The organism is Natronosalvus vescus, assembly GCF_023973145.1.
In the GTDB taxonomy this organism is placed as follows: domain Archaea; phylum Halobacteriota; class Halobacteria; order Halobacteriales; family Natrialbaceae; genus Natronosalvus; species Natronosalvus vescus.
Window position 1 is genome coordinate 607,408 of sequence record NZ_CP099546.1, and the last position, 24,984, is coordinate 632,391.

Annotated in this window: 27 protein-coding genes; 11 read left to right on the forward strand and 16 right to left on the reverse strand. The window is 64.1% G+C overall.

The window, feature by feature from the left end; genetic code table 11:
* Positions 1–76 precede the first annotated feature (76 nt).
* The 6 genes from NGM68_RS02790 to NGM68_RS02815 form a co-directional block, all read right to left on the reverse strand.
* Positions 77–487 (reverse strand): hypothetical protein, encoded by a 411-nt coding sequence (locus NGM68_RS02790; RefSeq protein WP_425493596.1) that lies wholly within the window; start codon positions 485–487, stop codon positions 77–79.
* Positions 488–683: 196 nt separating this feature from the next.
* The gene (purM, locus tag NGM68_RS02795; protein WP_252700129.1) at positions 684–1,730 is read right to left on the reverse strand and encodes a phosphoribosylformylglycinamidine cyclo-ligase; all 1,047 of its coding nucleotides are present in this window, start codon (positions 1,728–1,730) and stop codon (positions 684–686) included.
* Positions 1,731–1,822: 92 nt separating this feature from the next.
* Positions 1,823–2,740 carry an acetamidase/formamidase family protein gene (locus tag NGM68_RS02800; protein ID WP_425493610.1) on the reverse strand — a complete coding sequence of 306 codons (918 nt, stop codon included), beginning with the start codon at positions 2,738–2,740 and terminating at the stop codon, positions 1,823–1,825.
* 181 nt (positions 2,741–2,921) lie between these two features.
* Positions 2,922–3,620, reverse strand: coding sequence for a hypothetical protein (locus NGM68_RS02805; protein ID WP_252700131.1), 699 nt, complete (start codon positions 3,618–3,620; stop codon positions 2,922–2,924).
* Between the two features lie 82 nt (positions 3,621–3,702).
* Positions 3,703–4,341: a metalloprotease gene (locus tag NGM68_RS02810; RefSeq protein ID WP_252700132.1), complete on the reverse strand. Its 639-nt coding sequence runs from the start codon at positions 4,339–4,341 to the stop codon at positions 3,703–3,705.
* Positions 4,338–6,113, reverse strand: coding sequence for a TraB/GumN family protein (locus tag NGM68_RS02815; protein ID WP_252700133.1), 1,776 nt, complete (start codon positions 6,111–6,113; stop codon positions 4,338–4,340). Before NGM68_RS02815 ends, NGM68_RS02810 begins: the two co-directional genes overlap by 4 nt.
* Before the next feature lie 152 nt (positions 6,114–6,265).
* Here NGM68_RS02815 and NGM68_RS02820 point away from each other — a divergent pair, with 152 nt between their 5' ends.
* The gene (locus tag NGM68_RS02820) at positions 6,266–6,712 is read left to right on the forward strand and encodes an acyl-CoA thioesterase (RefSeq protein ID WP_252700134.1); all 447 of its coding nucleotides are present in this window, start codon (positions 6,266–6,268) and stop codon (positions 6,710–6,712) included.
* Positions 6,713–6,788: 76 nt separating this feature from the next.
* On the opposite strand, the gene NGM68_RS02825 is transcribed toward NGM68_RS02820, so the two are convergent.
* The gene (locus NGM68_RS02825; protein WP_252700135.1) at positions 6,789–7,853 is read right to left on the reverse strand and encodes a S66 family peptidase; all 1,065 of its coding nucleotides are present in this window, start codon (positions 7,851–7,853) and stop codon (positions 6,789–6,791) included.
* Positions 7,854–8,160: 307 nt separating this feature from the next.
* Complete coding sequence (locus tag NGM68_RS02830) at positions 8,161–8,952, reverse strand: HAD-IIA family hydrolase (protein ID WP_252700136.1); 792 nt, start codon at positions 8,950–8,952, stop codon at positions 8,161–8,163.
* Between the two features lie 135 nt (positions 8,953–9,087).
* Between NGM68_RS02830 and NGM68_RS02835 the strand changes: the two genes are divergently transcribed.
* Entirely contained in the window at positions 9,088–9,555 is a 468-nt protein-coding gene (locus NGM68_RS02835; RefSeq protein ID WP_252700137.1) for a DUF7992 family protein, read from the forward strand.
* A gap of 48 nt (positions 9,556–9,603) precedes the next feature.
* On the opposite strand, the gene NGM68_RS02840 is transcribed toward NGM68_RS02835, so the two are convergent.
* From NGM68_RS02840 to NGM68_RS02855, 4 genes are all read right to left on the reverse strand, one after another.
* On the reverse strand, positions 9,604–10,230 hold the full coding sequence (locus NGM68_RS02840; protein ID WP_252700138.1) for a class I SAM-dependent methyltransferase: 627 nt from the start codon (positions 10,228–10,230) through the stop codon (positions 9,604–9,606).
* On the reverse strand, positions 10,230–11,234 hold the full coding sequence (locus NGM68_RS02845; protein ID WP_252700139.1) for an LLM class flavin-dependent oxidoreductase: 1,005 nt from the start codon (positions 11,232–11,234) through the stop codon (positions 10,230–10,232). The genes NGM68_RS02840 and NGM68_RS02845 overlap by 1 nt, the downstream gene beginning before the upstream one ends.
* Positions 11,235–11,340: 106 nt before the next feature.
* Positions 11,341–11,955, reverse strand: a complete 615-nt coding sequence (locus NGM68_RS02850) for an endonuclease dU (RefSeq protein WP_252700140.1) — start codon at positions 11,953–11,955, stop codon at positions 11,341–11,343.
* A 39-nt stretch (positions 11,956–11,994) separates the two neighbouring features.
* A complete protein-coding gene (locus NGM68_RS02855) occupies positions 11,995–12,168 on the reverse strand; it encodes a DUF5786 family protein (RefSeq protein ID WP_252700141.1) in 174 nt (57 codons plus the stop codon).
* A gap of 129 nt (positions 12,169–12,297) precedes the next feature.
* Here NGM68_RS02855 and NGM68_RS02860 point away from each other — a divergent pair, with 129 nt between their 5' ends.
* The gene (locus NGM68_RS02860; protein ID WP_252700142.1) at positions 12,298–12,909 is read left to right on the forward strand and encodes an MBL fold metallo-hydrolase; all 612 of its coding nucleotides are present in this window, start codon (positions 12,298–12,300) and stop codon (positions 12,907–12,909) included.
* An 86-nt stretch (positions 12,910–12,995) separates the two neighbouring features.
* Here NGM68_RS02860 and NGM68_RS02865 read toward each other — a convergent pair whose 3' ends face one another.
* On the reverse strand, positions 12,996–13,145 hold the full coding sequence (locus NGM68_RS02865) for a 50S ribosomal protein L40e (RefSeq protein ID WP_252700143.1): 150 nt from the start codon (positions 13,143–13,145) through the stop codon (positions 12,996–12,998).
* A 97-nt stretch (positions 13,146–13,242) separates the two neighbouring features.
* Between NGM68_RS02865 and NGM68_RS02870 the strand changes: the two genes are divergently transcribed.
* Complete coding sequence (locus NGM68_RS02870; protein ID WP_252700144.1) at positions 13,243–13,461, forward strand: hypothetical protein; 219 nt, start codon at positions 13,243–13,245, stop codon at positions 13,459–13,461.
* 51 nt (positions 13,462–13,512) lie between these two features.
* On the opposite strand, the gene NGM68_RS02875 is transcribed toward NGM68_RS02870, so the two are convergent.
* Positions 13,513–14,013 carry a DUF367 family protein gene (locus tag NGM68_RS02875; protein WP_252700145.1) on the reverse strand — a complete coding sequence of 167 codons (501 nt, stop codon included), beginning with the start codon at positions 14,011–14,013 and terminating at the stop codon, positions 13,513–13,515.
* 197 nt (positions 14,014–14,210) lie between these two features.
* On the opposite strand from NGM68_RS02875, the gene NGM68_RS02880 reads away from it, so the two are divergent.
* The 5 genes from NGM68_RS02880 (at position 14,211) to NGM68_RS02900 (ending at position 20,255) form a co-directional block, all read left to right on the forward strand.
* On the forward strand, positions 14,211–15,872 hold the full coding sequence (locus NGM68_RS02880; RefSeq protein WP_252700146.1) for an ABC transporter substrate-binding protein: 1,662 nt from the start codon (positions 14,211–14,213) through the stop codon (positions 15,870–15,872).
* A gap of 76 nt (positions 15,873–15,948) precedes the next feature.
* The gene (locus NGM68_RS02885) at positions 15,949–16,929 is read left to right on the forward strand and encodes an ABC transporter permease (protein WP_252700147.1); all 981 of its coding nucleotides are present in this window, start codon (positions 15,949–15,951) and stop codon (positions 16,927–16,929) included.
* Positions 16,926–17,867, forward strand: a complete 942-nt coding sequence (locus tag NGM68_RS02890) for an ABC transporter permease (protein WP_252700148.1) — start codon at positions 16,926–16,928, stop codon at positions 17,865–17,867. The genes NGM68_RS02885 and NGM68_RS02890 overlap by 4 nt, the downstream gene beginning before the upstream one ends.
* Positions 17,864–18,964: an ABC transporter ATP-binding protein gene (locus NGM68_RS02895; protein ID WP_252700149.1), complete on the forward strand. Its 1,101-nt coding sequence runs from the start codon at positions 17,864–17,866 to the stop codon at positions 18,962–18,964. Before NGM68_RS02890 ends, NGM68_RS02895 begins: the two co-directional genes overlap by 4 nt.
* Positions 18,957–20,255 carry an ABC transporter ATP-binding protein gene (locus NGM68_RS02900; protein ID WP_252700150.1) on the forward strand — a complete coding sequence of 433 codons (1,299 nt, stop codon included), beginning with the start codon at positions 18,957–18,959 and terminating at the stop codon, positions 20,253–20,255. Before NGM68_RS02895 ends, NGM68_RS02900 begins: the two co-directional genes overlap by 8 nt.
* A 188-nt stretch (positions 20,256–20,443) precedes the next feature.
* On the opposite strand, the gene NGM68_RS02905 is transcribed toward NGM68_RS02900, so the two are convergent.
* Positions 20,444–22,303 carry a Rieske (2Fe-2S) protein gene (locus NGM68_RS02905; protein ID WP_252700151.1) on the reverse strand — a complete coding sequence of 620 codons (1,860 nt, stop codon included), beginning with the start codon at positions 22,301–22,303 and terminating at the stop codon, positions 20,444–20,446.
* Between the two features lie 74 nt (positions 22,304–22,377).
* The gene (locus NGM68_RS02910) at positions 22,378–24,024 is read right to left on the reverse strand and encodes an amidohydrolase (RefSeq protein WP_252700152.1); all 1,647 of its coding nucleotides are present in this window, start codon (positions 24,022–24,024) and stop codon (positions 22,378–22,380) included.
* Here NGM68_RS02910 and NGM68_RS18150 point away from each other — a divergent pair.
* Entirely contained in the window at positions 24,023–24,154 is a 132-nt protein-coding gene (locus NGM68_RS18150; RefSeq protein ID WP_256469924.1) for a hypothetical protein, read from the forward strand. The two genes, NGM68_RS02910 and NGM68_RS18150, sit on opposite strands and share 2 nt — an antisense overlap.
* Before the next feature lie 43 nt (positions 24,155–24,197).
* The gene (locus NGM68_RS02915; RefSeq protein ID WP_252700153.1) at positions 24,198–24,983 is read left to right on the forward strand and encodes an ABC transporter ATP-binding protein; all 786 of its coding nucleotides are present in this window, start codon (positions 24,198–24,200) and stop codon (positions 24,981–24,983) included.
* The last annotated feature ends 1 nt before the right edge of the window (position 24,984 follow it).

The following is a 24,984-nucleotide window of genomic DNA, read 5'->3' on the forward strand; positions in this document are numbered from 1 at the left end:
CGTAGGGAAGGTTGTGGACACGTCCCGCCGACCAACGACCGCCGTGGCGAGACCTCGACGATATATTGTCACCCTCTCAGACGTTCTCTTTAAATCCTGGCTGCTGCTCCTTCTCGAGTCGTTGACAGCCGAGTATCAGCGACTCCGGAATATCGTCGGCGACGCTGTATAAGGCTTCGAACACGATAGCGACCTCCTCGAATTTCGGCCCGCGAGACGCAACGAAGGGGTCGTTCTCCCATTCGATGAACCCTTTGTCGGCCAACATCGGCAGGTGGCGGTGATACAGTTCCTGTCGAATCTCGTCGGGATCGCCTGGGACGTTGGGATTGATCGCACTTTCCGGGAGCGGAACGGATTGATCGGCCGGGGCGTCGAGCAGCGAGACGACGAGCTGGCGGCGCGGCTCGGCCGTGATGGCACTGAAAACTCGATCCCACCCTTCGATGGTACGGTGCCCGTTTTCGATCCGTGTGTCCAGTTCCATCATGCCACGTTTTTGGCATACGACCGTATAAACAGTTACCCTAACGACACGATTGATGACTGGTCAGGACGTTGCCGATTGGCGTCGAACGGGTGCGGTCTGCTCGTGCTCCACCGGCAGCACGGATCACGCTGGACTCTCCTTCGGTCTCTGGATCTCGAATGCATCCGACGGATCGTTGCAGGACTCGAGCCGATCAGGACAGCGAGAGGCCGCGAATCTCGACCGAGGAACCCTCCTCGACATGACCGATGATCGCTCCGTCGGTCTCCTCGAGGAGGGTCTCGGCGTCGGCTTCCTCGAGAGCGACGATGAATCCCGTACCCATGTTGAACGTCCGGTGCATCTCCTCGTCGCTGACGTTCCCTTCCTCGGCGATGAACTCGAAAATCGGCTGGATCGGGTGAGGGTTGTCGATCACGTACGTTCGCTCACCCATCCGGAGGAGGTTCGTCCACCCACCGCCGGTGATGTGGGCCGCCGCCCGCACGTCGTGTCGGCGCATCGGCTCGAGCAGGTCGGTGTACAGTCGGGTCGGGCGAAGCAGTTCCTGGCCGATCGTGACCTCCGGGTTCAGCGGGAAGGTGTCGTCGTAGTCGTGGTTCCGGGTTACGGCTTCCCGGGCGAGGGTGAGGCCGTTCGAGTGAACGCCGTTGGAGGGAAAGCCGACCAGCACGTCACCGACGGCGGCTTCCTCCTTGAGGATCTCGCCTTTGAGCGCGAGACCGGCACAGGTGCCCGCGAGGTCGAAGCCGGTGATGACCTCGGGCATGACCGCGGTTTCGCCGCCCAGCAGGGTGAGGTTCGCTTCCTCGAGGCCGACGGCTAACCCTTCGCCGATTTCGGCGGTCAGGTCGTCGTCGGGTTCGTCGATCGCCAGGTAGTCGACGAATGCGACCGGTTCGACGCCCGCGGCGACGAGGTCGTTGACGTTCATCGCGATGCAGTCGATGCCGATGGTCGAGAAGTCCTCGATAGCCTCGGCAACGAGTAGCTTGGTGCCGACGCCGTCGGTCGCTAGCGCGAGGTAGCGGTCGCCGATGTCGAGCAGGCCGGCGTACTCCGTTTTCAGGCCGCTGCCGAACGCCTCGAGTAGCGCCGCCGTCGCGTCCTCGCTGGCGTCGATGTCGACGCCGGTGTCGGCGTAGGTGAGTTCCTGACCGTCCGCGTCGTCGCCGTCGATCGCCTCGCCGGCTTCGTGTTCGTCGCCTCCCGTCGGTGGTGCCTCGCCCTCGTTGCTCATGCTCGAGAGAGCACGGGGCTGAGAGAAAAGAACACCGGTCTTCGATTTCGATTTCGTTTCCGTTTCCGATTTTTGGGTTCCAATTCCACCCCTCAGAACGGCTCCGAGAGATACGCCTTCGGCACCGCGTTCCTGACCGTCACCAGCGGGTCGACGACTTGACTGATCTCGAGGCCGCCGACCAGGCTCGAGAACATGTACGCCTCGGTGTCGTCGAAGCCGTGTTCAGCGGCGAGCAACGCGATGGCGTCCTGATTGGCGAGTTCGCACGCCTCCTCGAGCGTCTCGGCGCTCGCGAGGGGCTTCCAAGCGTCGTCGGTCTCGACGAGGGGACGCTCGAGGGCGACGGCGGGATCGCTAACGACCTCGAGGGTGACGTCGATCTCGGTGGCGATCTCGGAACCGGTGCCACACATCTCGCCGTCGGCCATCACCGCCTTGCAGTCGCCCATCGCGAGCATGGCGCCATCCTGAAAGACGGGGAAGTAGACGGTGTTCCCCGTCGTGATGTCGGTCGTATCGAGGTTGCCACCGTGATCGTGGGGTATCAGCGTGCTGTACCCCTCCTCGTCGTCGCGAGTAGCCACACCGATCGTGCCGATCACCGGATCGACCGGTACCTCGAGGTCGTCGAACGACAGGGTTCCGTCGTCGACCGGCGTCATCTTCGAGCGCGGCGACTCGACATTCTCGTGGCCGTCGAGAAGCCCAAACCCGTCGATCGTCACCACGCGGCCGGCGGGTTCGGTGATCCGGATGTCGTCGATGTGGACGGCGAGGAGGTCACCCGGAGTCGCTCCGGCCACGGCGATCGGCCCCGTTGCCGCGTTGACTTCCTCGGGAACGGACTCGAGAACCTCGTCGTCGTCCATTACGGCACCCTCGAGGCTGTCCGCGGTCTCGACGGTTACCGAATCGCCGGACTCGACGGTGAGCGCGGCCTCGAGATCGGGTGTGAACTCGTAGATCTTGCTGTCCTCGTAGCCGATGGTGTGGTCGGTTCCGGACATAACTCGAGTGGACGGAGGGGCGCGTTCGGTATCAAACCGCATGGTTCCAGCCCGTCCGGTTCAACAGGTATCGGCGGGTGGTGAGCGGTGGCGGGTGTTCGGCCTCCGGCTTCCGCCTCTCGTCGCCAGTCTGTTGCTTCTCGTCGTTAGTCGGTCACACCTTGTCGTCGGCCGCTCACACTCACCCGTCTTCGAAGGTCTCGACCAGTTCGCCGTCCTCGAGCGGATCCGGCGCGTTCGCCTCGTAGGCATCCGGCTCGAGCGTCCCCGCGTCGTCGTACGCAGCCCTGGCGACCCCGCTCTCGTCGATGGCGTAGATCACCCCACTGAAGCCGAGGTCGGCTTCCCAGACGCCGCCGTCGTCCGCACCGGCCGTCGCGCCGGCAGCGCGCAGGAAGAAGACGATCAGCACGTCCTCGTACCAGTCGAACTGCTCTCGGTTCTGGATGCTGTGACCGATCCTGAGGATGTGACTCGACCCAGCGCGCTCACACAGCACGTCGTGGGTGACGTATGCTTCGTCGAACGCCTCGAGGTACGCGATCAGGTCGGCCTCGTCGCCTGTCGCCGGCGGATCGGGGTACGGGATCGTTTCCGCCGTTTCGTACTCGTGCGTGTCGTCCGCGTACTCGACCTCGATGCGTTTCGATTCGCGCTCACACTCGGGCCGTGTCACTTCGCCGTCGAACGACTCGCGAACTGGAACACCCGACTGATCGACGAATCCGGACGACTCGTCGTCGGTCGCGTTCCCGGTGTCTGATTCGTTTCCGTTGCCACCGTCACCTCCGCTCTCGCCGCTCGAGCGACCCGCTCCGTCGTCCAGGCAACCCGCACCCGCCGCTGCACCGAGGGCTGCCAGGAGCGCTCGTCGGTTCATACCTGTCCGTACGAAAACAGGTGTGAAAAAGGCGACCCAGACTGAAAGAGTGGTTTCAGCTTCCGGCGAGGGTCAATCTCGCTCAGAACTGCAGCCCGAACGTCAACACGAACAGCGCGAGCAACCCACCGCAGGTCGCGAACGTGACCGCGAACACCGGTTTGCTCCAGGTGAGCACCGACTTCCCGTCGAGTGGGCCGAACGGGATCATGTTGAAGGCGGCCAGAAACAGGTTGATCAGGACGCCCATGTAACCGATCCGCTCGAGGAGACCGCTCTCGAGTGGCGACCCCAGGAACATAATCGGGAGGAAGAGGCCGGCGAGGGCGACGTTCGTGACCGGGCCGGCGACGGAGATCAGGCCGTTTTCGCGGTCGGTGATGCGCCCGCGGTGGTAGACGGCACCCGGAGCGGCGAACAGAAAGCCGACCAGGGCGCTCATCACTGCCAGAAACAGCATCTGGTAGTCCGCCCGGAACGCCGCGACCTGCCCGAAGTGAATCGCGACCACTTTGTGTGCAAGTTCGTGCAGCAGGAAGGCGACGCCGACGGTAACGAAGCTCAACCCGACCATCGTCGCGAACCCCTCCGGTGTAGCCAGTCCGCGGTGGATCGGCGCAAGCAACAGCGCGAACGCGACGCTCAGCGTGATCCACGCGACGGCGAGGTCGAACAGCTCCTTGTCACTGAACGAGAACGGCGACTGCTGACTGTAGCTCACGTGAGCACCTCGCGGATGAGCTCGAGACTGTTTCGGGCACCTTCCATGAGTTCGCCCATCAGCGCGTCCACGCCGCCGAGTTCGCCGCCGGCGAGCCACGGCAGGACGACCACCGGGAAGAGGAAGGTCGCAATCATGCTCCCGACGTTAGTCAGGGCGACGATCATGATCAGACGGAACAGCGGCACGTCGAACATCTGCTCGATTGCGTCGGTGATGGGCTGGCTCGTGTCGCCGGCGATCTCGTTCAACGTCTGGATGTCAGTGACGTTCACCGGGCGGTGTCTGAGTTCCATGTAGCCGGCGAACCAGCCCGGTGCGAGCAGGGGGTTGATGCTGGTCAGCCAGGCGACGGCACCGCCGACGCCGGCACTCGTCCACCGGGCTCCGGCCAGTCTGGCAAGGGTAAACGCGAACACGCCGTTGAACAGGAACCACGCCAGGAAGATCTGGAGCAAGAACACGTCACGCACGCCGGCCATCAACAGGAGGAAAAAGAAGCCGACGAATCCGATCATCACGAGGTAGCCGAGGAGCTTGGCAATCGAAAATCGACGACCGGAGTCCGTCCCGGTGAGCGTGTCCATCGGGGGCAGCGTCTCGGGATTGGCGAGGAAGCGATCGATGCCGGCTTTGTGGCCTGCGCCGACGACGGCGACGACGTTGTACCCCTGGGAGCGAAGCGCGTGAAGTTTGTGGGCGATAAATGCGTCTCGTTCGTCGATCAGGGCGTTTGCCCCGCGGGGGCTGAACCGCCGGAACTCCTCCATCATCGCGGCGACCACGTCGCCGTCGGTCATCTCCTCGATGTCGATCTCCTCGACATCGTCTACCTCTGCGCTCATCGAATCGAGCAGCAGGCCAACGGTCGCGCCGACGACCACACCCACGCCGAGACCCGCGAGGCCGCCGACCGTTCCCCGGAGGGTCAGGTTACCGGCACTCTCGAGGGTACCGGCGCTAAAGGGGCCGACGAACGTCTCGGTGGCGACCAGCGCACTCATCGCGAGAACGCCGAGAATCGCCCCGGTGAGTACCCGGAGGGACGACCCGCTGAGAACCCCTCCGGTGTACTCGCCGGCGTGCTCGAGCGACGGTAAAAACAACAGACCGATGGAGAGACCGCCGACGACACCGATGCCAACGGCACCGACGTACTGGAGGGTAGTCAGGTCAGTAACGCCCAGCGCAACGGTGCTTTCCAGGGCAAACCATGGACTCATCACGGCGCCGAAGAGGACGCCGGCGAGCAGGCCGAACACCGCTCCGAACGCGAGCGCAAGCGTTCGTGGGTCGGTAATCCCGATGGCGAGGCCCCCGACCATCTTGAGCTTCTCCGTCATCGTCAACCGCGCCCAGAATCGCTGGATAGTGACCTGGATGTCGCGGTCGACGAGGGCGACGCCGTGGCCGTTTTGTTCGGCGGCCTCGATGGCTGCTTTCATGTCCGCGCCGGGCTCGACGTCGAACTGTTCGCCCAGCCGCGACTGGACGTACGAGAGCATCCAGTAGGCTAAAAACTGAAAGACGGTGTTCCCGCTGAGGAGATCTTTGGCTTCGATGTCGTCCGGCGTCCCGCCCTGCATTTGGCGGTAGCGACCTTCGTCGAGTTCGACGGCGACCACGTCGGGGTTTTCCTGCTCGACGGTGTCGTGAACGTCCTCGACGCTGGCCTGGGAGACGTGAGCCGTGCCGAGGACGAACACGGAGCCGCGATCCCGTTCCGGGGGATTCGCCCGGTCGGAAACGGTCGCGTCACCTGCATCACTCATTGTCGGGTACACTCGCCGACGACTTTTACCAGTATCGAAGCGTGTCACTTTTTTGTGTGACCACCGCTGTCACTCGTGTGCGCGCCGTGTGGGCAAATAACGGGGGAGAACGACTACGAAGACTGATTGTACCGCTTCCGAAAGAGTATGCCATGACCGACCTGCTCGAGACACTGATCGAAAACCGCGAGATGGTACAGCCGACTCACGCGAACAACCTCGAGACGACCCACGGTGGCAACGTCATGCTCTGGATGGACGAGATTGGGGCGATGTCAGCGATGCGCTTTTCCGGGGAAACCTGCGTGACCGCACGGGTCGATCGGATGAATTTCGAGCGGCCGATTCAGGTGGGCGACGTGGCGTTCATCTCGGCGTACGTCTACGACGCAGGCCGAACGAGCGCGAAAGTGCGCCTTCGCACGTACCGCGAGGATCTACGAACGGGTGACCGGGAGAAGACGACCGAGTCGGTGTTCACGTTCGTTGCGATAGACGAAGACCGCAAGCCAACGCCGGTGCCGGAGCTGACGGTGAGCACGGATCGCGGCGAGCAGTTGCGACAGGAGGCGCTCGCGTACGATTCCGACGACCGGTGACCCTCGATCCCTGACCGCCGATCACTGGTATGGGACGACGCTGTGTAGGACGGCGGATCATCGTGCCCACTCGAGGTCACGCGAACCGAACCGTTTCCGTCTCCGGGTCGATCGTCAATCGGCCACCGATCGGGATCGGCACCGTCGGCCAGGTGTGGCCGAACTCGATCCCCTGCACGACCGGGGCCTCGGGATTGTACACCCCGAACGCGTCGCTGATCGCCTCCCGCTGGCGACGACGATACTGCCTGCGCCACTCGCTGGGTCGATCCTCGCGGTGTGAGCGTGCCGGCGGCCGGCCGACCAGCACGCCCGAAAATCGCTCGAGGAGACCGCGCTCGCCCAGTGCACGGAGGACGCCGGCGACCCACTCCGGGTCGGGAATCTCTTCTGAGGTCTCGAGTGCGAGTACCGTCCCCTCGAGGGTTGTCGGCTCAGGGAGGTAGCGATCGGCCAGGAACTGCTGATCGAGAATTTCGAGACAGCCACCCCAGACGCGCCCTGAAATGCGCGTTGAACCGCCCGACCAGTGCCAGTCGGGGCTCGGTTCCGTCTCCCGAGGTTCCTCGAGAGCGGCCGGATCGTCCCAGTTCCCCGCCTGATCGGTGAAGCGCTCGGCTGGCTCGAGCTGGCCGATCGACTCCTCGAAGAACGCTCGTTCGGTGTACTCGATGGTGTGCTCGAACAGCGAGCCGTCCATCGCAAGTTCGCTCATCACCGACGGGCCGTAAAAGGAGATGATGCCGAGATTCCACAGGTACAGCGCGAGGTTGGTGTTGTCGCTGTAGCCAAAAAACCGAGTCGGGTTCGCCCGAAGCACCTCAGGCTCGAGGTGTCTGAGCATCCGAATCTGGTCGTTGCCACCGATGACGGCGATCACACCCCGAATCTCCGGGTCTTCGAAGGCGTCCACGACGTCGCGGGCTCGAGCCGCCGGCTGTTCGAAGAGTTCCTCGTTCTCCATCGAGGCCGTCGGGAACTCGATTGGCTCGAGGTCGAATACGGTTCGCAGGCGCTCGAGCCCCAGTTCGTAGACGTGGGGCACCTCCGGGGCGGGGTTCGATGCCGGGGCGACGACGGCGATTCGGTCGCCACGCTCGAGCGGCGGCGGAATGACGAACTCGGATGTGGTCGTGGTCATAGCGCTACTGTTCGCGAGCAGGACAAAATATGCTGGGTTGGTGTGGGAGGCCCTGTCAGATACTCCTACGAGCAATCGGAACCGCGGGGCACCCACCTCGAAAGCCCCACCCGAAAGGGTTGTTCGGCCGGTCGACACGGGCGGGATTGAAAGGGACTTTCGTGGCGGTAACATCGCTTTCAGCCCTGAGGGACCGTACTCTGACCATCTCCGTCGGCGTGATAGGGAGGTGCATCTCACTGTCGGTGTGGGAGGCAGTTGCACCCGTCAGGGACGAATTGGGTCGATAGCACCCGACAACTTGATCCTACCGCCCTCCAGCAAGGACGCCCTCGAGTTCGGCCAACGAATCGAGCACGTACGTCGGTTCTTCTTCAACATCGGCGAGGTCGTCTCGCCCCATCACACCCGTCGTCACGAGCGCGGTACCCATCCCCGCCCGCCGGCCGAGTTCGACGTCCGTGTTCAGCCGATCGCCGACGATCAGCGTCCGTTCGGGCTCGCTCCCGAGGCGCTCGAGGGCGGCGTCGGCGGCGATCGAAGACGGTTTGCCGAGGATTGCATCGACCGACTGGCCGGCGATCGCCTCGAGCGACGCGATTATCGCCCCCGACCCGGGACTCATCCCGCCCTCGGTGGGGATCGTCACGTCCGGATCGGTGCCGTAGAAGGCGTCGGCGGCCTCGAGCGCGACGAGCGCTCGCTGGAGGTCGTCGTAGGACAGGTCGCGGTCGATCGACCCGAGGACGACGTCGGCGGCTTCGGGGTCGTCGGTAACCGTGAGCGAGGCACCCTCGAGCACATTTCGAAGCCGACGCTCGCCGACCAGAAACACCGCGTCGTCGGGATGAGTGCGGGAGAGATACTCGGCGGAGACGGTTGCGGAGGTGAGGACGTAGTGAGGGTCGACCGCGATGTCGTGCACGGATAGCCGCTCGCCGTAGTGGGCCGCCCCGCGGGTTGGATTGTTCGAAAACAGCAGTCGATCACAGTCAGCGTCCCCTATCGCTGTCAATCCCTCGACGGCACCAGGAATGAGCCGTTCGCCACGGACGATAGTGCCGTCGACGTCGAGGATGACTGCGTCGTAGCTCGTCATGTCCTGAGTGAGGGTCGCCAGCGGGTTGAGCGTTCGGTTCGAGACGCTCTCACTGCCTCGACTGGTCGGCGCGATGTCCTGGGAAACCGGGTGCGCGTACGAATTCTTATTCGACACCAGGGCATAGGATCGCCCATGACACTCGAGGTCGAGGCACCCGATCCGCCGGAGCTGTCGTACGTCGATCCGAACGAGTACGAGGACGCGACCGTCGTCGGCGATCCCGACGATATCGACTACCGGCGCGAGGAACTCCAGGGATTTCTCGAGGACGGGGCCTGGGAGGAGGCGTTCGAAATCTGGCGAAAGGACGCCGACTTAGCACCCGAGGCGTTCGATATCGCGACCGATCTCGACCTCTTCTCGCAGTTCGACTTCTTCTGGGACGATTTCGCCGACCGCGTCGGCTACCACGCGCCGGGGATTCCCGAGGACTGGCGCGAACGCGAGTATCACCCGGGACTCGACTCCTGGGGGACGGTCTCTTCGATCAACGCCGAACTCACCGAGTTCGGACAACTGGTCTGTGAGATCCTGAAAGACGAGTACATCGACTGGGAAGCCGAGTACGAACCGCCGGAGGATCTGCCGGACTTCGACTGATTCGGTCGATTCCCGGGGCCGTTGACAGGGTCGATCGAACGGTTCTACTCACTCGCCGGGCATTCGAGCCGCCACCGCGACGGTCTCCGGTCGGTTTCTCGCCTCGAGAATCTCGAAGCCGGCGGACTCGAGGCCATTTCGGACGTCCGCGAGGGAGAACCGTTCGTCCGTCGAGGGGCCGTCCTCGCCGTCTCCATCGGCCGACCAGTCGACGATCGCCAGGCGGCCGCCGGGGCGGAGCACGCGAGCGAGTTCGGTGAGCGCGGCGTCTTCGAAGGTCTCGAGAGCCGCCGAATCTCCTGCCTCGAGATCCTGGATCGTCGGATCGGCGTACTCGTGGTGGGTCATCGTGGAGTACGCGGCGTCGAGGTGGTCGTCGTCGAACGGGAGCGAGTCGATTCCAGCAGTCACGCAGTCGACGTTCTCGGGCAGCCCCTTTTCGCGGTAGAACCCGTGCATCGCCGCCTGCACGTCGACGGCGTAACAGGTGCCCGCGAAGGGGGCTACGTCGTCGGTGTAAAAACCGGTACCGGAGCCGAGATCCGCGACCCTCGTCTCGCTGTCAGCCTCGAGGTCGAGCATGGCCAGCAGTTCTTCGCGCGAGCAGAACCGGTACCGACCGGGATCCTCGAGTGCGTCGGCACGGTCGGTCGGGAACGTGTGAAACCCCGACATTACTGAACCTCCGGGGCGACCTCGTTGCCGAGGCGTTCGATACACGTCCGCATCGCGTCGGTGTCGGTGCCGGGGTGGTAGGTGCGAAAGATCATGTGGATGTCGTTACCGAGGGCCTCTCGGTAGGTCTCGAGTTCGTCGATTACCTGCTCGGGCGTGCCGAAGATCGCCTGGTCTTTGAGTTCCCGTTTGCGGTTGGCCGACAGTTCGTCGACGGGTTCGCCGGAGAATATCTCGGCGTAGCGGCGCTGAATGTAGAGATAGCCCTCGCGCATCGTCTCCCAGGCGGCCTCGCGGGAGTCGCCGACGAAGCCGTGTTTGATCAGGTAGATGGTGAAGTCGCCGTCGATCCCCTCCGATCTTCGAACCGAGCGGATGTCCTCGACGCGTTTCTCGAGCCCGCGAAGCGAGAGCGAGGAGGGCGCACACCAGGCGTCGGCGGTGCGGGCGGCGCGACGGACGGCCGGTTTCGCCTTGCCGCCGAGCATGATCGCGATCGAGTCCTCGGGTTTGGGCGTGACGGTGACGTCCGGGGAGACGTCGTGGAAGTCGGCGTCGTATCCAAGTGGCCCGTCGCTCCAGGCCGCCCGGCAGAGTTCGACCTGTTCCTCGAGGCGGTCGACCCGTTCCTCGCGGGGAACGCCGAAGGCGTCGAACTCTCGAGGGTTCGAGCCGATGGCGAGGCCGAGGGTCAGCCGACCGCCAGAGAGGAGGTCGACCGTCGCCGCGTCCTCGGCGAGTCGAACGCCGTCGTACAGCGGCGCGAGGGCGATGCAGGTGCCGATTTCGACGTCGTCGGTGGCCGCTGCGAGCGCCCCCAGCGTGGGCATCGTCGCCGAGAGGTAGCCGTCCTCGGCGAAGTGGTGTTCGGAGACCCAGGCGCTGTCGAGGCCGGCGTCGTCGATCGTCCGCCCCAGCTCGAGCACTTCGTCGTAGAGGTCGCTCATCGACCGATCGTCGTCGGGTCGTCGCTGGCAGGTGAACAGGCCGGTGCCCAGTTGCATACCGCAAAAATTGCGCGAGGGAGGTAAAGTCGTTTCCACACGATTGTACCCGTTTCGGGTGGCCACCTCGGCGTCACCGTGTTCCTCACTGGCATCAGTCCGGTCGTTAGCTCGGGTTCGCGTCGATGGTTCCGGACACGTCACTCGCTCGAGCGAGTACGCGAGCAACCCGGATCGGCTCCGGACGGCCGCCTTCGGGGGTGAACGCCCGGACGACGCTGGCAGCCACCTCCGGCTCGAGGCCGACGGCTCGGACGTAGACCGTCTCGTTTTCAGTCGGCCCGTCGTCTTTTCCCGCCTTGTCATCCAGGTCGACCGGGTGTCGCCTCGGCAACGCGGCGTATCGCTCGAGCCGCGTCTCGAGTTCGGCCCCGGAAAACGCCTCGCGGAGTCCATCTTCGAGCCCTTCACTCGCTTCGAACGTGACCGCGAGGACGGGGAGACCCGTCCGGTCGGCGAGTTCCTCGAGGTCGAGCAGGTTGTACCAAGCCGGGGCGACCGCCCCGACGAACAGCACGCGAACGTCGGGGCGCTCGAGGGACGCCACCAGCGAGCAGATGCGCTCGGTGGCGTCGAGTTCGCCGACGGTGCAGCGATCGAAGGCCGCACCGTCGAGGACGCGATCGGCCCTGACGACCGCGCCTGCAAGCGTGCTGTGGTCGGCATCCGGACGGTACGATTCGGCCACCCCGAGGGCTCGTGTCCCGCGCTGGACGTTCATCGCAAACGCCTCGAGCGGTGGCTCATCGTCACCAGCAACTCACCCGTCGTCTTTGATCTCCTTGAGCCGATCGAGCAACTCAGAACTCGAGGCTCCGTTCTCGAATTCGATACTGCCCTGGTGGTTGGTTTCATCTGACTGCACCGCGTCTTCATCGTCAAAATCAGCGTCTACGTCTCGTTGTTCGGATTCGTCGTAGCTGCCGAATCCCATGATAAAATGTAGGGACTGTACCCCAATAAGTCCACTGGCGTCCGTCGGAACTGCTTCTGTACCCGAGCCCCTACTCCGACTCGAGGCCCCGACACCAGCGTTTTTGTCCGTCGGCACGGATCGTTCCTTATGGCGGTTCACCACGTCACCGAAGACGCCGAAACGTTCACCTGCAACGCGTTTCTGGTCACCGGCGACCGACCGACGCTCGTCGACGCCGGCGCGATGGACGGCGTCGCCGACGCCGTTCGCGAGCACACGAACGATCTCGAGGCGGTCGTCCTGACCCACCAGCACGGCGACCACGTCGCCGAACTCGAGGCCGTCGTCGACGCGTTCGATCCCGAAGTGTACGCGTTCGCCGACCACCCCCTGCGAACCCACGCCATCGAAGACGGCGACGAGGTGCAGATCGGGGACGAGTCGTTCGCGGTGATCCACACGCCGGGTCACGCCGACGATCACGTTTCGCTCGTCTCCGAGACGGCGGTGTTCAGCGGGGACGTCGTCGTCCACAACGACGGCGCGTTCGACTACGGTAGCTTTGGACGGACGGACATGGCCGGTCAGTCCCGGGAGACGCTGATCGAGAGCATCGAACGGTTGCTCGAGCGCCTTCCTAAGGGCGTCGAGCACCTGTATGCTGGTCACGGGGATGTCTTTCACGGCGACGTTCGAGACGTGATCGAGACGGCGCTCGAGCGAGCAGAAAAGCGGGAGCCGAAGTATCCGGACGAGTAATCGGTTCGACGTGACCTGCCGTCGGCAATTGGTGGTGCCACCGCTCGGTGGCGACTGATTAGTGGATAGGAGAACCGAGAGATCGATCAGGCTGCGCGGGCTTCCTTCGCCTTTGGGCGGAGGTTCTTGTAGCCGCACTTGCGGCACTTCTTCGCTCGCGGGGAGTTGCGAGCGTTACAGCGCATGCAGATCATCTTCTCGAGCGTTCGTTTTTCCGCGGCGTCGAAACTGGCCATACCGTCCAATTGCCGGTGAGCCATATAACGGCTGTGATCCCACCCTGCTGGCAGCCGAAGCGGTAGCCTTACGGTTCGGTCGGCCATCGCCATGCATATGCCAGACGGCGCGCCTCCACCTCGAGCGGCCCGACTCGCTCATCGCGGGCTCCAGGCGATGGGGGTCGGATTTCTCCTGTCCGGGATCGGTGTCGCGTGGGTGCTCCTTCGGCAGGGCGCGCTCACCGTCGGGTTCGTGGCACTCCCGCCACTGTTTCTCGGAGCGATCGGACTCTCGTTGCTGGTCGCGGCCCGGCGTCGAGCGCTCGCGTGGTGAGATAAGCGGCCTCCGATCGCCCGACAATCACTCCTCGTCACCGGCCGACAGTCACTCGTCGGCGAGGTAGTCGTCCTGGACGGCGACGACCTCGCCCGAGTCCGCACAGTCGGCGTACCGCCTGAGCGGTTCCTCGTTGAGCGTCAGGAAGGTTTCCCCCCAGCGAAACGGCTCGAGAAGGTCGGCTGCCGCCTCTTGTTCCCCGAAAATACAGAGGGCTGATGCCAGCGCCTCCGCAGTCGTCAGTTGAAACGGTCGCCCGTAGTTGACGGGGTTAGCGGCGACGAGAAATGGCAACGCACGATGGATTCCGGGCATCGAAAACGCCGCCTCTTCGGCGGATTCCCAGGAGCAATCGAGGGCCACGATTGTGTCGAGGGCGTCGTCGGTGTCGGCGGGCGACAGCGCCTGCTCGGCGTGGGGGTTGAGCACGACGCCGTAGGGAACCTGGCTCATCGACCGGTGAAGGATTGCCCGGTCGAAGCGCTCGAGGCGACGCGCGGTGCACTTTTTCGGGTCGTCGTCGCCCTCGTAGTAGACGTGGCACTCCACACCGAGAAATAGAAACCGCGTATACAAACACGTTGGTATCCGCAAGAAACGGATGCCAATATCCGTTCACGCCTGAAATTCGTTGAGAAATGCTGGAAAATGTTGATCTATTTATAACTGGTCTTGTAAATTATCCAAAATTCGAAACCGACGACGAGACATTTATATACTTTTACCCAAACCTATTGGGTGTAGCAATGGGAACACATAACACATCACGCAGAACGGTGCTCAAGGGTGCGGGGGCGGCTGGGGTAGCAGGCCTCGCAGGGTGTCTCGGTGGCGGTGACGACGACGGCAACGGAGACGTCGACGGTGCCGACGAACTCGGCGAACAATTTCCAGAGATTCACTTCCTCGTACCGACTGCAGGCGTGAACGCGTTCCGGAACGAACTCGCCACGATGGTCGCGGAGAACTGGGAAGAAATTGGCTTCGAGGTCAATCTCGAGGAGCTCGAGTTCGGTGCGCACGTCGATCAGGCAGTCGTCCAGCAGGACTTCGACGCATCGCTCCTCGGCTGGGGTGGAACGCCGGAACGGATCGACCCGCACACGTTCATCTTCGACATGCACCACTCCTCGACGACGGGGGAAGGTGGGCGGAACACGCCGGGCTACGAAAACCCGGAGTACGACGAACTCGCGGAACTGCAGGTGACGCAGGTCGACGAAGACGAACGACAGCAGACGGTGTACGAGGCGCAGGAGATCATCGCTCGCGATCAACCGCGTACTTACGTCGCGAACGAAGGCGGCTTCCACCCGTACGCCAGCTCGCGCGTCGAGAACGTCGAGGCGGGGCTCGGTGAAGGGTTCAACTCGTTCTGGAATATGATTTCGGTCACGCCAACCGAAAGCGATACGGTTCGCTTTGGCTACCCCTCCGAAATTATCTCGCTGAACCCGATGCAGGATCTGGCGACGCCGGACAGGCAGTTCGTCCGCCTCATTTACGATCAACTGTACCGGATCGGCCCGGACGGGATGCCGACGCCGTGGCTTGCCGTCGACGAGCCCGAAATCGAAGACGACGGGATGGTTTACACCGTCGAGGTGCGCGACGACATGACGTTCCACGACGGCGAGGATCTCACGATCGACGACGTCGAGTTCACGTACGAGATGTACGCCGACTCGCCGACGTACGGCTCGCTCGTGGAGAACATCTCGGAGATTGACACCTCCGGAAACGAGATTACCTTCCATCTCGATGAACCGTTTGCCCCGTTTACGGCGAACGTTCTCGGCCAGGTGTACATCTTCCCCGAACACATCTGGGGCGACGTCGAACCGGACGATCTCGCGGACTTCGAGGACGAGAACTGGGTCGGCAGCGGTCCGTTCCAGTTCCAGGACTGGGAGCGCCAAGAGGAACTCCAGCTCTCGGCGTTCGACGACCACTTCGAGACGCCGAACGCGGATACCTTCATCCGTATCCCCGGTGCGGACGTCTCACAGCTCGTGGGCGACCTCGAGGCCGGCCAGCTGGATATGCTCGGTGCGGTTCCACAGCCAGCGGCTATCGAGCGCGTGCGAGACGACGACGACCTCGATATGGAGGAGTTCGCGGCCGTCGGTTACGCGAAGATCGCCTACAACATGCGCCGCGATCATCTGGACGACGTCAACGTTCGCCGCGCACTGTCCTACGGTGTGCCCAAGGAGGACTGGGTCGAACTCGTTCGTGACGGCATGGGAACGGTGACCCACACGACGATCTCGGAGGCCGTCGAGTTCTGGCACAACCCCGATGTCGAGCAGTTCGACGAGGATCTCGACGCTGCACGAGCGGAACTCGCCGAAGGCGGATACGGCTGGGACGACGACGGAATGCTCCACTACGGCGCAGACCAGTAGGCGAACTGCCATCTTTCATGAACGTCTTTCACTATAATCGAATGGTCACGACGACGCACACGAGACGGGGGGAGCGATGGGGCTGAGAGAGTTCGTCATCAGGCGCGTTCTCCAGCTCATCGTGACGTTCTGGGCGTTCTTTACGATCCTGTTCGTCCTGTTCCGGATGATGCCCGGCGATCCGACGTCGATGTTCATCCTCGACGGGATGACACCGGAACAGCGCGAACAACGGATCGCCGAACTCGGGCTCGATCAGCCACTGTACGTTCAGTACGTCGAATACGCCAGGCAACTGCTGACCGGAGACTTCGGCCAGTCGTTCATCTACCGCGACCCGGTCATGGACATCATCGTCGTCCGGTTCATGAACACGATCGTGCTGATGGCGACGGCGCTGTTTTTCGCGTACGTCATCGGGATTACGTTCGGGGCTCTCATGGGCTGGTGGCGCGATTCGAAGTTCGAGCGCGGTGGCATCGTTGTCGCGCTCATCGCTCGATCCTCCCCCGAGTTTTGGGTTGGGATCGTCCTCCTGTCGGTGTTCGTCTACTGGCTCGGCTGGTTCCCCTCGAGCGGAATGCGAACCACCGGTGGCGAACTCGGCGGCGGCTTCATCGCCCGATACGGCTCGGTCGATTTCCTCCGCCATCTGTTCCTGCCAGCCTTGACGGGCGCGATCGTCTATCTGGCGACGCCGACGCTCCTGATGCGGAGTACGATGCTCGACGTCCTCAACGCGGACTTCATCGAGATCAAGAAAGCGGAGGGGCTACCCGAGCGAACCGTCCTGTACAAACACGCCGCCAGAAACTCGATCTTGCCGGTCGTGACGGTCGCGGCGATCGCCACAGGTGCGGCGATGGGCGGTTCCGTCGTCATCGAGACGGTCTTCAACTGGCCCGGCATGGGGCGTGAGATGGTGCGCGCGGTGAACAACAACGATTACCCGGTCGCGATGGCCGCGTTCTTCCTCATGGGATCGGTCGTGATCATCATGAACTTCGTCGCCGACCTGGCCTACGTCTACCTCGATCCGAGGGTGGAGTACGAATGAGCACTGAAACGACATCCCCCATCGACAACGCGATGGGCAAAGTGGGGAGCAGCGTCGACTTCGTTCGGGACAAACTCGAGGTGTTCGAGGGTGACCGACTCGGGCAGATTGGCCTGGCCATCCTGCTCGTGTTCGTCTTCGTCGGCATCTTCGCCCGACCGATCACGATCGACTTCCTCAATATAACGATTCCGGGGCTCGCACCCCACGATCCGACCGAACGGGGCATCGGTGGGCGACTCGAGAGTCCGTCTGCGGCACACCCGCTGGGGACGACCGACCTCGGTCGTGACGTCCTCTCACAGCTCATCGTCGGCACGCGCGTGACGCTGGTCGTCGGCACGCTGGCGGCGTTCATGGCGGTGTTCATCGGCACGAACATCGGCCTCATCAGCGCCTACTTCGGCGGTATCGTCGACGACGTGCTCATGCGAATCACGGACATCGTCTACGGCTTGCCGTTCTTGCCGTTCGCGATCGTGCTCGTCGCGATTCTTGGCAGCAGCATAGTCAACATCATCGCGGCGATCGTGTTAATCCTGTGGCGCTCGACGGCACGTGTGATCCGGTCACAGGTGCTGAGTCACAAGCAACGACCGTACGTCGAGAGCGCACAGGCGATCGGTGCCAGCAACGTCCGAATTATGTATCGGCATATCCTGCCGAACGTCCTGCCACTGGCGTTCCTGTACGCGGCGTTCGCCGTCGCCTACTCGGTCATCGCCGAGGCGAGCCTCGCGTTCCTCGGCTTTGGCGACCCGAACATGCTCTCGTGGGGTAAGATGATCTTCGAGGTGCGCACCGCCAATGCCGTCCGCGAGGCGTGGTGGTGGGTCTTCCCACCGGGTATCGCCATCATGCTGTTCGTGATGTCGGTGTTCTTCATCGGCCGCACGCTCGAGAAAGTGGTCAATCCTGAACTGAGGCATCAAGAATGAGTTTACTCGAGATATCCAATCTGAAGACGTACTACCGGGCCGACGACGGCTGGGTTCGGGCGACCGACGACGTCTCGCTGTCCGTCGACCGCGGCGAAACCGTCGGGCTGGTCGGCGAAAGCGGCAGCGGGAAGACGACGCTGGCGAAGTCGATTATCCGACTGTTCCCGAAAAACGCCGAGATCGTCGACGGTTCGATCGATTACGACGGGACGGAGGTCACCGACCTCTCGGACAGGGAACTGCGCAAGCAGATCCGCTGGTCTGAGATCTCGATGATCCCCCAGAACGCCATGAACGGGTTCGACCCCGTCTACACCGTCGGCGAACAGATCGTCGAGGTCATCCGCTACCACGAAGACGGTACGTCGAAGCAGGAGGCCCGCGAACGGGCCAGGGAACTGTTCGACGACCTGGGTATCGAACCCGACCGCGTCGACGACTACCCCCACCAGTTCTCCGGTGGCATGGCCCAGCGGGCGATGATCGCGCTCGCACTCGCGCTCGATCCGAACATGATTCTGGCCGACGAGCCGACTACCGCGCTCGACGTGGTGATTCAGGATCGCATCCTCGAGACGATCAAGGAGAAACAACGCGAGATCAACAGCGCGATGATCATGATCACCCACGACATGTCGGTGGTCTCGGAGACGTGCGACCGAATCGCCGTCGTCTACGGCGGCCGCATCGTCGAAGTCGCCGACGCGGCGACGATCATCAAGAACCCGCGTCACCCCTACACCCTGGGACTGCGAAACGCCTTCCCGGACATCAGCGACGACGATCAGGAGCTGATCTCGATCCCAGGAACGCCGCCGGATCTGGTCGACCCCGACGAGGGCTGCCGATTCGCGCCGCGGTGTCCGTTCGCCGAGGACGACTGCTGGGAGGTGACGCCCGAACCCGAGGAGTACGAGGACGAGCACCTCGTCGAGTGCCACCGCGCCGACGAGATCGAATATCTGCAGGAGGAAGCCGGCAAGAAGGAGACCTGGCTCGAGCAGGATATCGGGAAGGATGGCGACCTAGCACCCGGGAGCCGAGTCGATGCCGATGCTGATACGGAGGCCGAGGAGGTGACCACCGATGACTGAGGGCCGCGAACTCATCAGTAAACCCGAGTCGGAGCAGTCGTACAAACTCGAGGTACGCAACCTCGAGAAACACTTTCCGGTGAACACGGGCCTCATCTCCCGCATTTTCCGGGGTGAAAGCGACAAGGTCGTCAGAGCCGTCGACGGCGTCTCTCTCGGTATTCGTGAGGGTGAGGCGTTTGGATTGGCCGGCGAATCCGGCTGTGGAAAGACGACCCTCGGCAAGTCGGCGATCCGATTGCTCGAGCCGACGGGTGGAGAACTCTACTTCGATGGGCAGGAGATCACGGACGTCGGGGGAGCCGAACTCAACGCGTTCAGACGCGAGGCCCAGATCATCCACCAGGATCCCTACCAGTCGATCAACCCCCGATTTACCGTCTACAAGTGGGTCAAAGAGCCCCTCGACGTGCACGACATCGGGACGGCCGAAGAGCGCGACGCCCGGGTGTACGAGGTCATCGAGCAGTCCGGCCTCGAACCCGCCGAAGCGTACGTAGACGAGTATCCGAGCGAACTCTCCGGCGGCGAACGCCAGCGCGTCGGCATCGCTCGAGCGCTCGCCCTCGAGCCGTCGTTCCTGCTGGCCGACGAGCCGGCGAGCATGCTCGACGTCTCGATTCGAGCGAGCATCCTCGACCTGTTCAGGCGGCTCCAGACCGAGCTGGGACTGACGGCGGTGTACATCAGTCACGACCTTTCGTTGCTCAAGCACATGTGCGATCGGATCGGGATCATGTACCTCGGCGAACTCGTCGAAGTCGGCCCGGCCGACGAGATCATTAACAATCCCAAACACCCTTACACGCAGGCACTGGTGTCGTCGGTGCCGCGTATCGATCCGGACGTAGATCGGGAGCGAATCGAACTCGTCGGCGAGGTGCCGGATCCCGTCGACGTGCCGAGTGGCTGTCGGTTCCACCCGCGGTGTCCGAAACTCGTCCAGCCCACGAACTACGCGTTCGACCAGGATCACTGGCGAGCGGTCGCCAACTTCAGACGCGACCTGCTCGAGGACGACGTGACGATCACGAGCGAAGCAGCGGAGGTGACGCCCGAGCGGATCCGTTCGTCCTACGAGATCCCGTCGACGCTCTCGGATTCGGCTGCCGAACGCGTTCTCGCCACTGCGCTAACGGAGGTGGCCAACGAGAATCACGAGGTCGCCAAGGATCGCCTCGAGACCGAGTTCGCGACGCCGTGTGAACGTCCGCCGATCGAGATGCACCAGGTGACGCCGAATCAGCAGGCCAAGTGCGTCCTCTACGACGACGTGGGCAGTCGTCAATAGCGTTCATTTTTCCAATCGGGGCGGTGGTCACCGCCCTCGAGTGCGTCGCAGATCCGAGCAGCGAACGGCGAATCCTGCAGCGCAATCGGTGTACCTCGAGCCAACGCGCATTCGGTCTGCTGTAGTCTCATACCAGCGATTGCCCTATCGGGTCGGCAATCACCGGTAAAAAGTTACAGCAAACCGTATCACTCCTCGTGGATCGTCTCGCCCCGGTTCAGTCGCGAGGCGATCCGGAACGTCTGTTCGGCCTCCCGTCGCGTCGGGAAGTGCGCTGCCATGTACCGGGCCGTCGCGACGAACGGCATCCGTCGCGTCCGCTCGTCGACAGCGGGGCCGCTGGCGTCACCCTCGAGATCGCTCGCGCCGCCCTCGAGCAGATCGAACTGGCGGAAGGCGGCCTCGACGTTCTGGAGCGTGTGGAAGCCGGCGTCCTCACGCAGGAGGCCGTGGCCGAGCGTTCGCTTCAGTTCCGTGGGGTCGCCGCCACAGTCGAAGAACTCGCTGACGAGCCGTCCCGCGTCGTTCACGCCGCCCTCGCGGTCGAAGGTGTCGAGCAGTTCCTCGAGGACGTCCTCCGGTTCCCGGCCCGTCTCGTTCTCGCCGGGGGCCGACACCGGCGCGGGCGGGGTGTTGAGGAACCGGTCGAGGTAGACGTTCAGGGCCGCGTCGAAGACGCCGCGGTAGAGGGCGACGGCGTCGGTGCGACGCGTGCTCTGGTGGACGGCGTTGGCGTAGGTGAACGTGTGGTGTACCGTGTTCCAGTCCGAGAACTCGTTGGCGACCCCGAACTGGGCGACTCGAGTGGTGGCCGCCCGCGTGACGGCCGCGGCCAGCTCTTCGGTCGTCGCCCCCGCCAGGATGGCGTCGGCGAGGGCGTCGACGATCGCCCCGGGGTCGTCGCCGAGCAGGATGTCCTGGAAGTCCGCCGGTGGCTCCCACCCGTCGCCCGCCTCCTGGGCCGCCTCCCCCTCGGCTGCCAGCGCCTCGAGGCCGCTCGTCTCTGTCACGTCGCCCCCGTAGACGTCCTCGAGCAACGCGACGAGGTCGATCGGTTGCCGCCACGAGGAGCGCTCGTCGCTTCGGGCGGCGGTCACGAGGGGGTCGACGAGGGAGGCGAGGACGTCGGCGGCGAGACTGGCGTCGTCGGCGGAACCGTCGTCCCAGGCCCAGTCGACGTGCTCGAGACTTTCGAACGCCGTGTTCGCGAAGTCGAGGACGTGGCCGGTCGACAGGTATGGGTGGTCGGTCGCGCCGGTGAAGACGATTTCAGCGACCTCGCTCTCGGTGTGGCCGGCGGCGATCGCCGTCCGAAGACAGCGCTCGGCCCCGTCGGCGTCGCGAACCTCGACGCAGTCGCGGAACCAGCCTTTGAGCCGATCGAAGGCGACGTCGCTCGTCGAAAACGACGGCTGGTCGAAGTTCGGTGGCTCGCCCGCACAGTCGCTCGCGACGTGGCGAACGCCGGTGTAGAGCGCTCGCTTTCGATCCTCGGGTTCGAGGTCGTCGACCACGTTCGCCAAACAGCCCAGGATCGTCGCCCCCGACGACCAGCCCATCTCCCGGTAGCGGGTGGCGAACTCGAGGGTCGTCGCCATCGGCTCTCGGTAGTCGACGCCGGCGTCGAGCAAACCGATCGTGGATTTCCCGATCACCAGCCTGAGGTTCTCCTCGAGCCCCGTCTCCAGCCGGTCGGCCCAGTGTTCGGCGGGCGCTTTCTCGAGCGGCGGATTCGGATCGACGTACACCGTGCCGTCTCGCACCTCGACGGGGTAGGTTCGGACGTCGTCGGCCCACGGATCGAACGTATCGCCACACGAGAGTTCGAACCGGGCGTGGTGCCAGTGACAGGTGAGGATGCCGTCGTCGACGCTCCCCTCCGCGAGCGGAAAGCCCATGTGCGGACAGCGGTTGTCGACGGCTCGAACCTCGCCATCGTGGTAGAAGAGGGCGATCGCCGTGCCGTTTTTCGTGATCAGTTCTCGTCCCTCCGCTTCGAGCGTCTCGAGGTCGACGGCCTCGAGGAAGCCCGTGGTCTCGGATGACATACGAGAAGGATGGACGAGGAGTCCTAAAGGCGTTCCCTGAAGCGCAGTTTTGTAACCGAGCTGATGTTAAGCCGTCATTCGCCGCGACCGTCGTAGACGACCTCCCCGTCGACCATCGTCAGCGCGACGTCGATCTCGTCGATTCGATTCGGCTGTTCCCACGGTGACTCTTCGAGTACCACTATATCGGCTCGCTTGCTGCGCTCGAGCGTCCCCAGTCGATTCTCGTCGAATCCGGCGTAGGCGGCCCCGCTGGTGTACGCCTTCAGCGCCGCCGTCACCGAGAGGCGCTGGGCCTCGACGGGCGCGTTCACCGCGTACTGGACGCCCGCCAGAGGATCGAGGGGCATACAGTCCGAGCCGAACGCGAGGGGGACGCCCGCCTCGAGCACCGAGCGGAACCGATCCAGTTGCCGTCGACGCGCCGTTCCGAGACGCTGGTCGTACATCCCGCCTTCCTGTGCCCACTGGAGGAAGTTCGGCTGCATCGAGGCCACGATGCCGGGGTCGGCCATCCGCTCGAGGTGGTCGTCGCTCGCGAACTCGAGGTGTTCGACCCGGTGGCGGGCCGACGCGACGTTCGGCGTGGCCTCGAAGGCAGAGATCGTCTCCTCGATGGCCTCGTCGCCGATGGCGTGAACGGTCAGCTGGTAGTCGCCGTCGTGGGTCGCATGCGTTGCGATCTCGGCCAACTTGTCGGGGTCGACGACCCACTGGCCGCGTCCGTCGCCGCCGCCCTCGTTCCCGTTGGCGTCGCCGCTGCCGTCGCCATGGACTTCACCGTCGCCGTCGCGTCCCTCCGGCAGGTCGTCGTACGGCTCGAACACTTTCGCCGTCCGGCTGCCGAACGTCCCGTCGGTAAAGGTCTTGATCGCTCCCGTCTGCACGAACCCGGAGCCGCCGTTGGTCACCAGTCCCGTCTCGAGCGCGCTCTCGAGGTGGTCGCTCCAGTAGTCGATTCGCACCCGGCAGGTGAGGTCACCCGCCCGCTCGAGGTCGCGGTACACCCGCGGGGCGTGGGAGTGGCGGACTTTGTCGTGGACACCGGTCACGCCCAGCGCGTTGGCGTGGTCGATCGCCGCGGTCACGAGATCTCTGGTCTCCTCGTAGTCGGCCTCGATGGCGTCCCAGACGGCTTCCGTGGCTTCCTCGACGACGACGCCCGTCGGGTCGCCGCCCTCGGTTTCGACGTCGTAGTCGGGCATCGCGTCGGCGAGTCGCTCGAGGGCGACGCTGTTGAGCGAGGCGTTGTGCATGTCGACGCGCATCGCCACGACGGGCCGGGTTTCGCTCACGGCATCGAGGTCGCTAGCACGGGGGTATCGGTTCTCGGGCCACTCGCTCTCGTCGTAGCCGAAGCCGAGGATCCACTCGCGGTCGTCCTCGGCCTGGTTGCTGAGGGCGTCGATGGCTTCGTCGAGCGTGTCCGCACTCGACAGATCGGCGTGCACCAGGTACTGTCCGAGGTGTTCCATGTGGGTGTGGGCGTCGATGAACCCCGGGAGGACGACGCGGCCACCGCAGTCGATGACCTCGGTCTCGACGCCGTCGAGGAACTCGACTTCGTACTCCCGGTTGACGCGAACGATCTCGCCATCGCGAATCGCCAGCGCCTCCGCGGGTTCCGGCTCGGGTTCGTCTGGGTCGCCGCCGCTGGAGGGATCGCCTGTGAGAGGGTACACCGCCGCGTTTATCAGCACCGTATCGGCCGCTCTGGTCATGTTCGAGGACGGGCGCGGAGAGGTCAAAACGATTGGGAAAGCGGGTGGCGCTGTTCTCGCTCGCTGCTCGAGCCATCGCTCACGGTCAGCACCCGACCAGCAGTCGACGCGGACGCACAAGGAAATCTAGCCAAACCAACACCATTTAACCCACGCGGCACCAACGCGAACCCATGTCCCCAGCTTCGTCCCTCGCGATCGAGACCGACGGCCTCACCAAACGCTACGGCGAGGAGGAGGCCGTCGCCGACCTCGACCTCGAGATCCCAACGGGTGCCGTCTACGGCTTTCTCGGCCCGAACGGGGCCGGAAAGACGACGACGATGCGGATGCTGACGACGCTCACCCGGCCCACCTCGGGGACGGCACGGGTCGCCGGTCACGACGTGACCGACCGGGACGCCGTGACGCCCCACATCGGCTACCTTCCCGAGGAGCCACCCATCTACGACGAACTCACCGGTCGCGAACAGCTCGAGTACGTCGCAGGGCTGCGTGACCTGCCAGCGGAAGCGGCGAGCGAACGCATCGAGTCGCTGCTCGAACGCTTCGACCTCCTCGAGGACGCCGATAAGCGTATCGACGCCTACTCGAAGGGAATGCGCCAGAAGGTCGGCGTGATCCAGGCCGTCCTCCACGAGCCGGCGGTCGCCTTCCTCGACGAGCCGACCAGCGGCCTCGATCCTCGCGCCGCGCGGACGATGCGCGAGACCATCGCCGACCTGGCCGACCAGGAGATGACCATCTTCCTCTCGACGCACATCCTCTCGGTCGTCGACGACCTTGCCGACACCATCGGCGTCCTCCACGACGGTCAACTCGTCGCCGAGGGCGACCCCGAGGCGTTGAAGTCCCGCGCGGAAACCGGCGAGAGCCGGAGCCTCGAGGATGCGTTCCTCGAGATCACGCAGGACGCCCCCCGTCCTCGAGGGGAGGCGGTTTCGGCCGATCAGTCCTGAC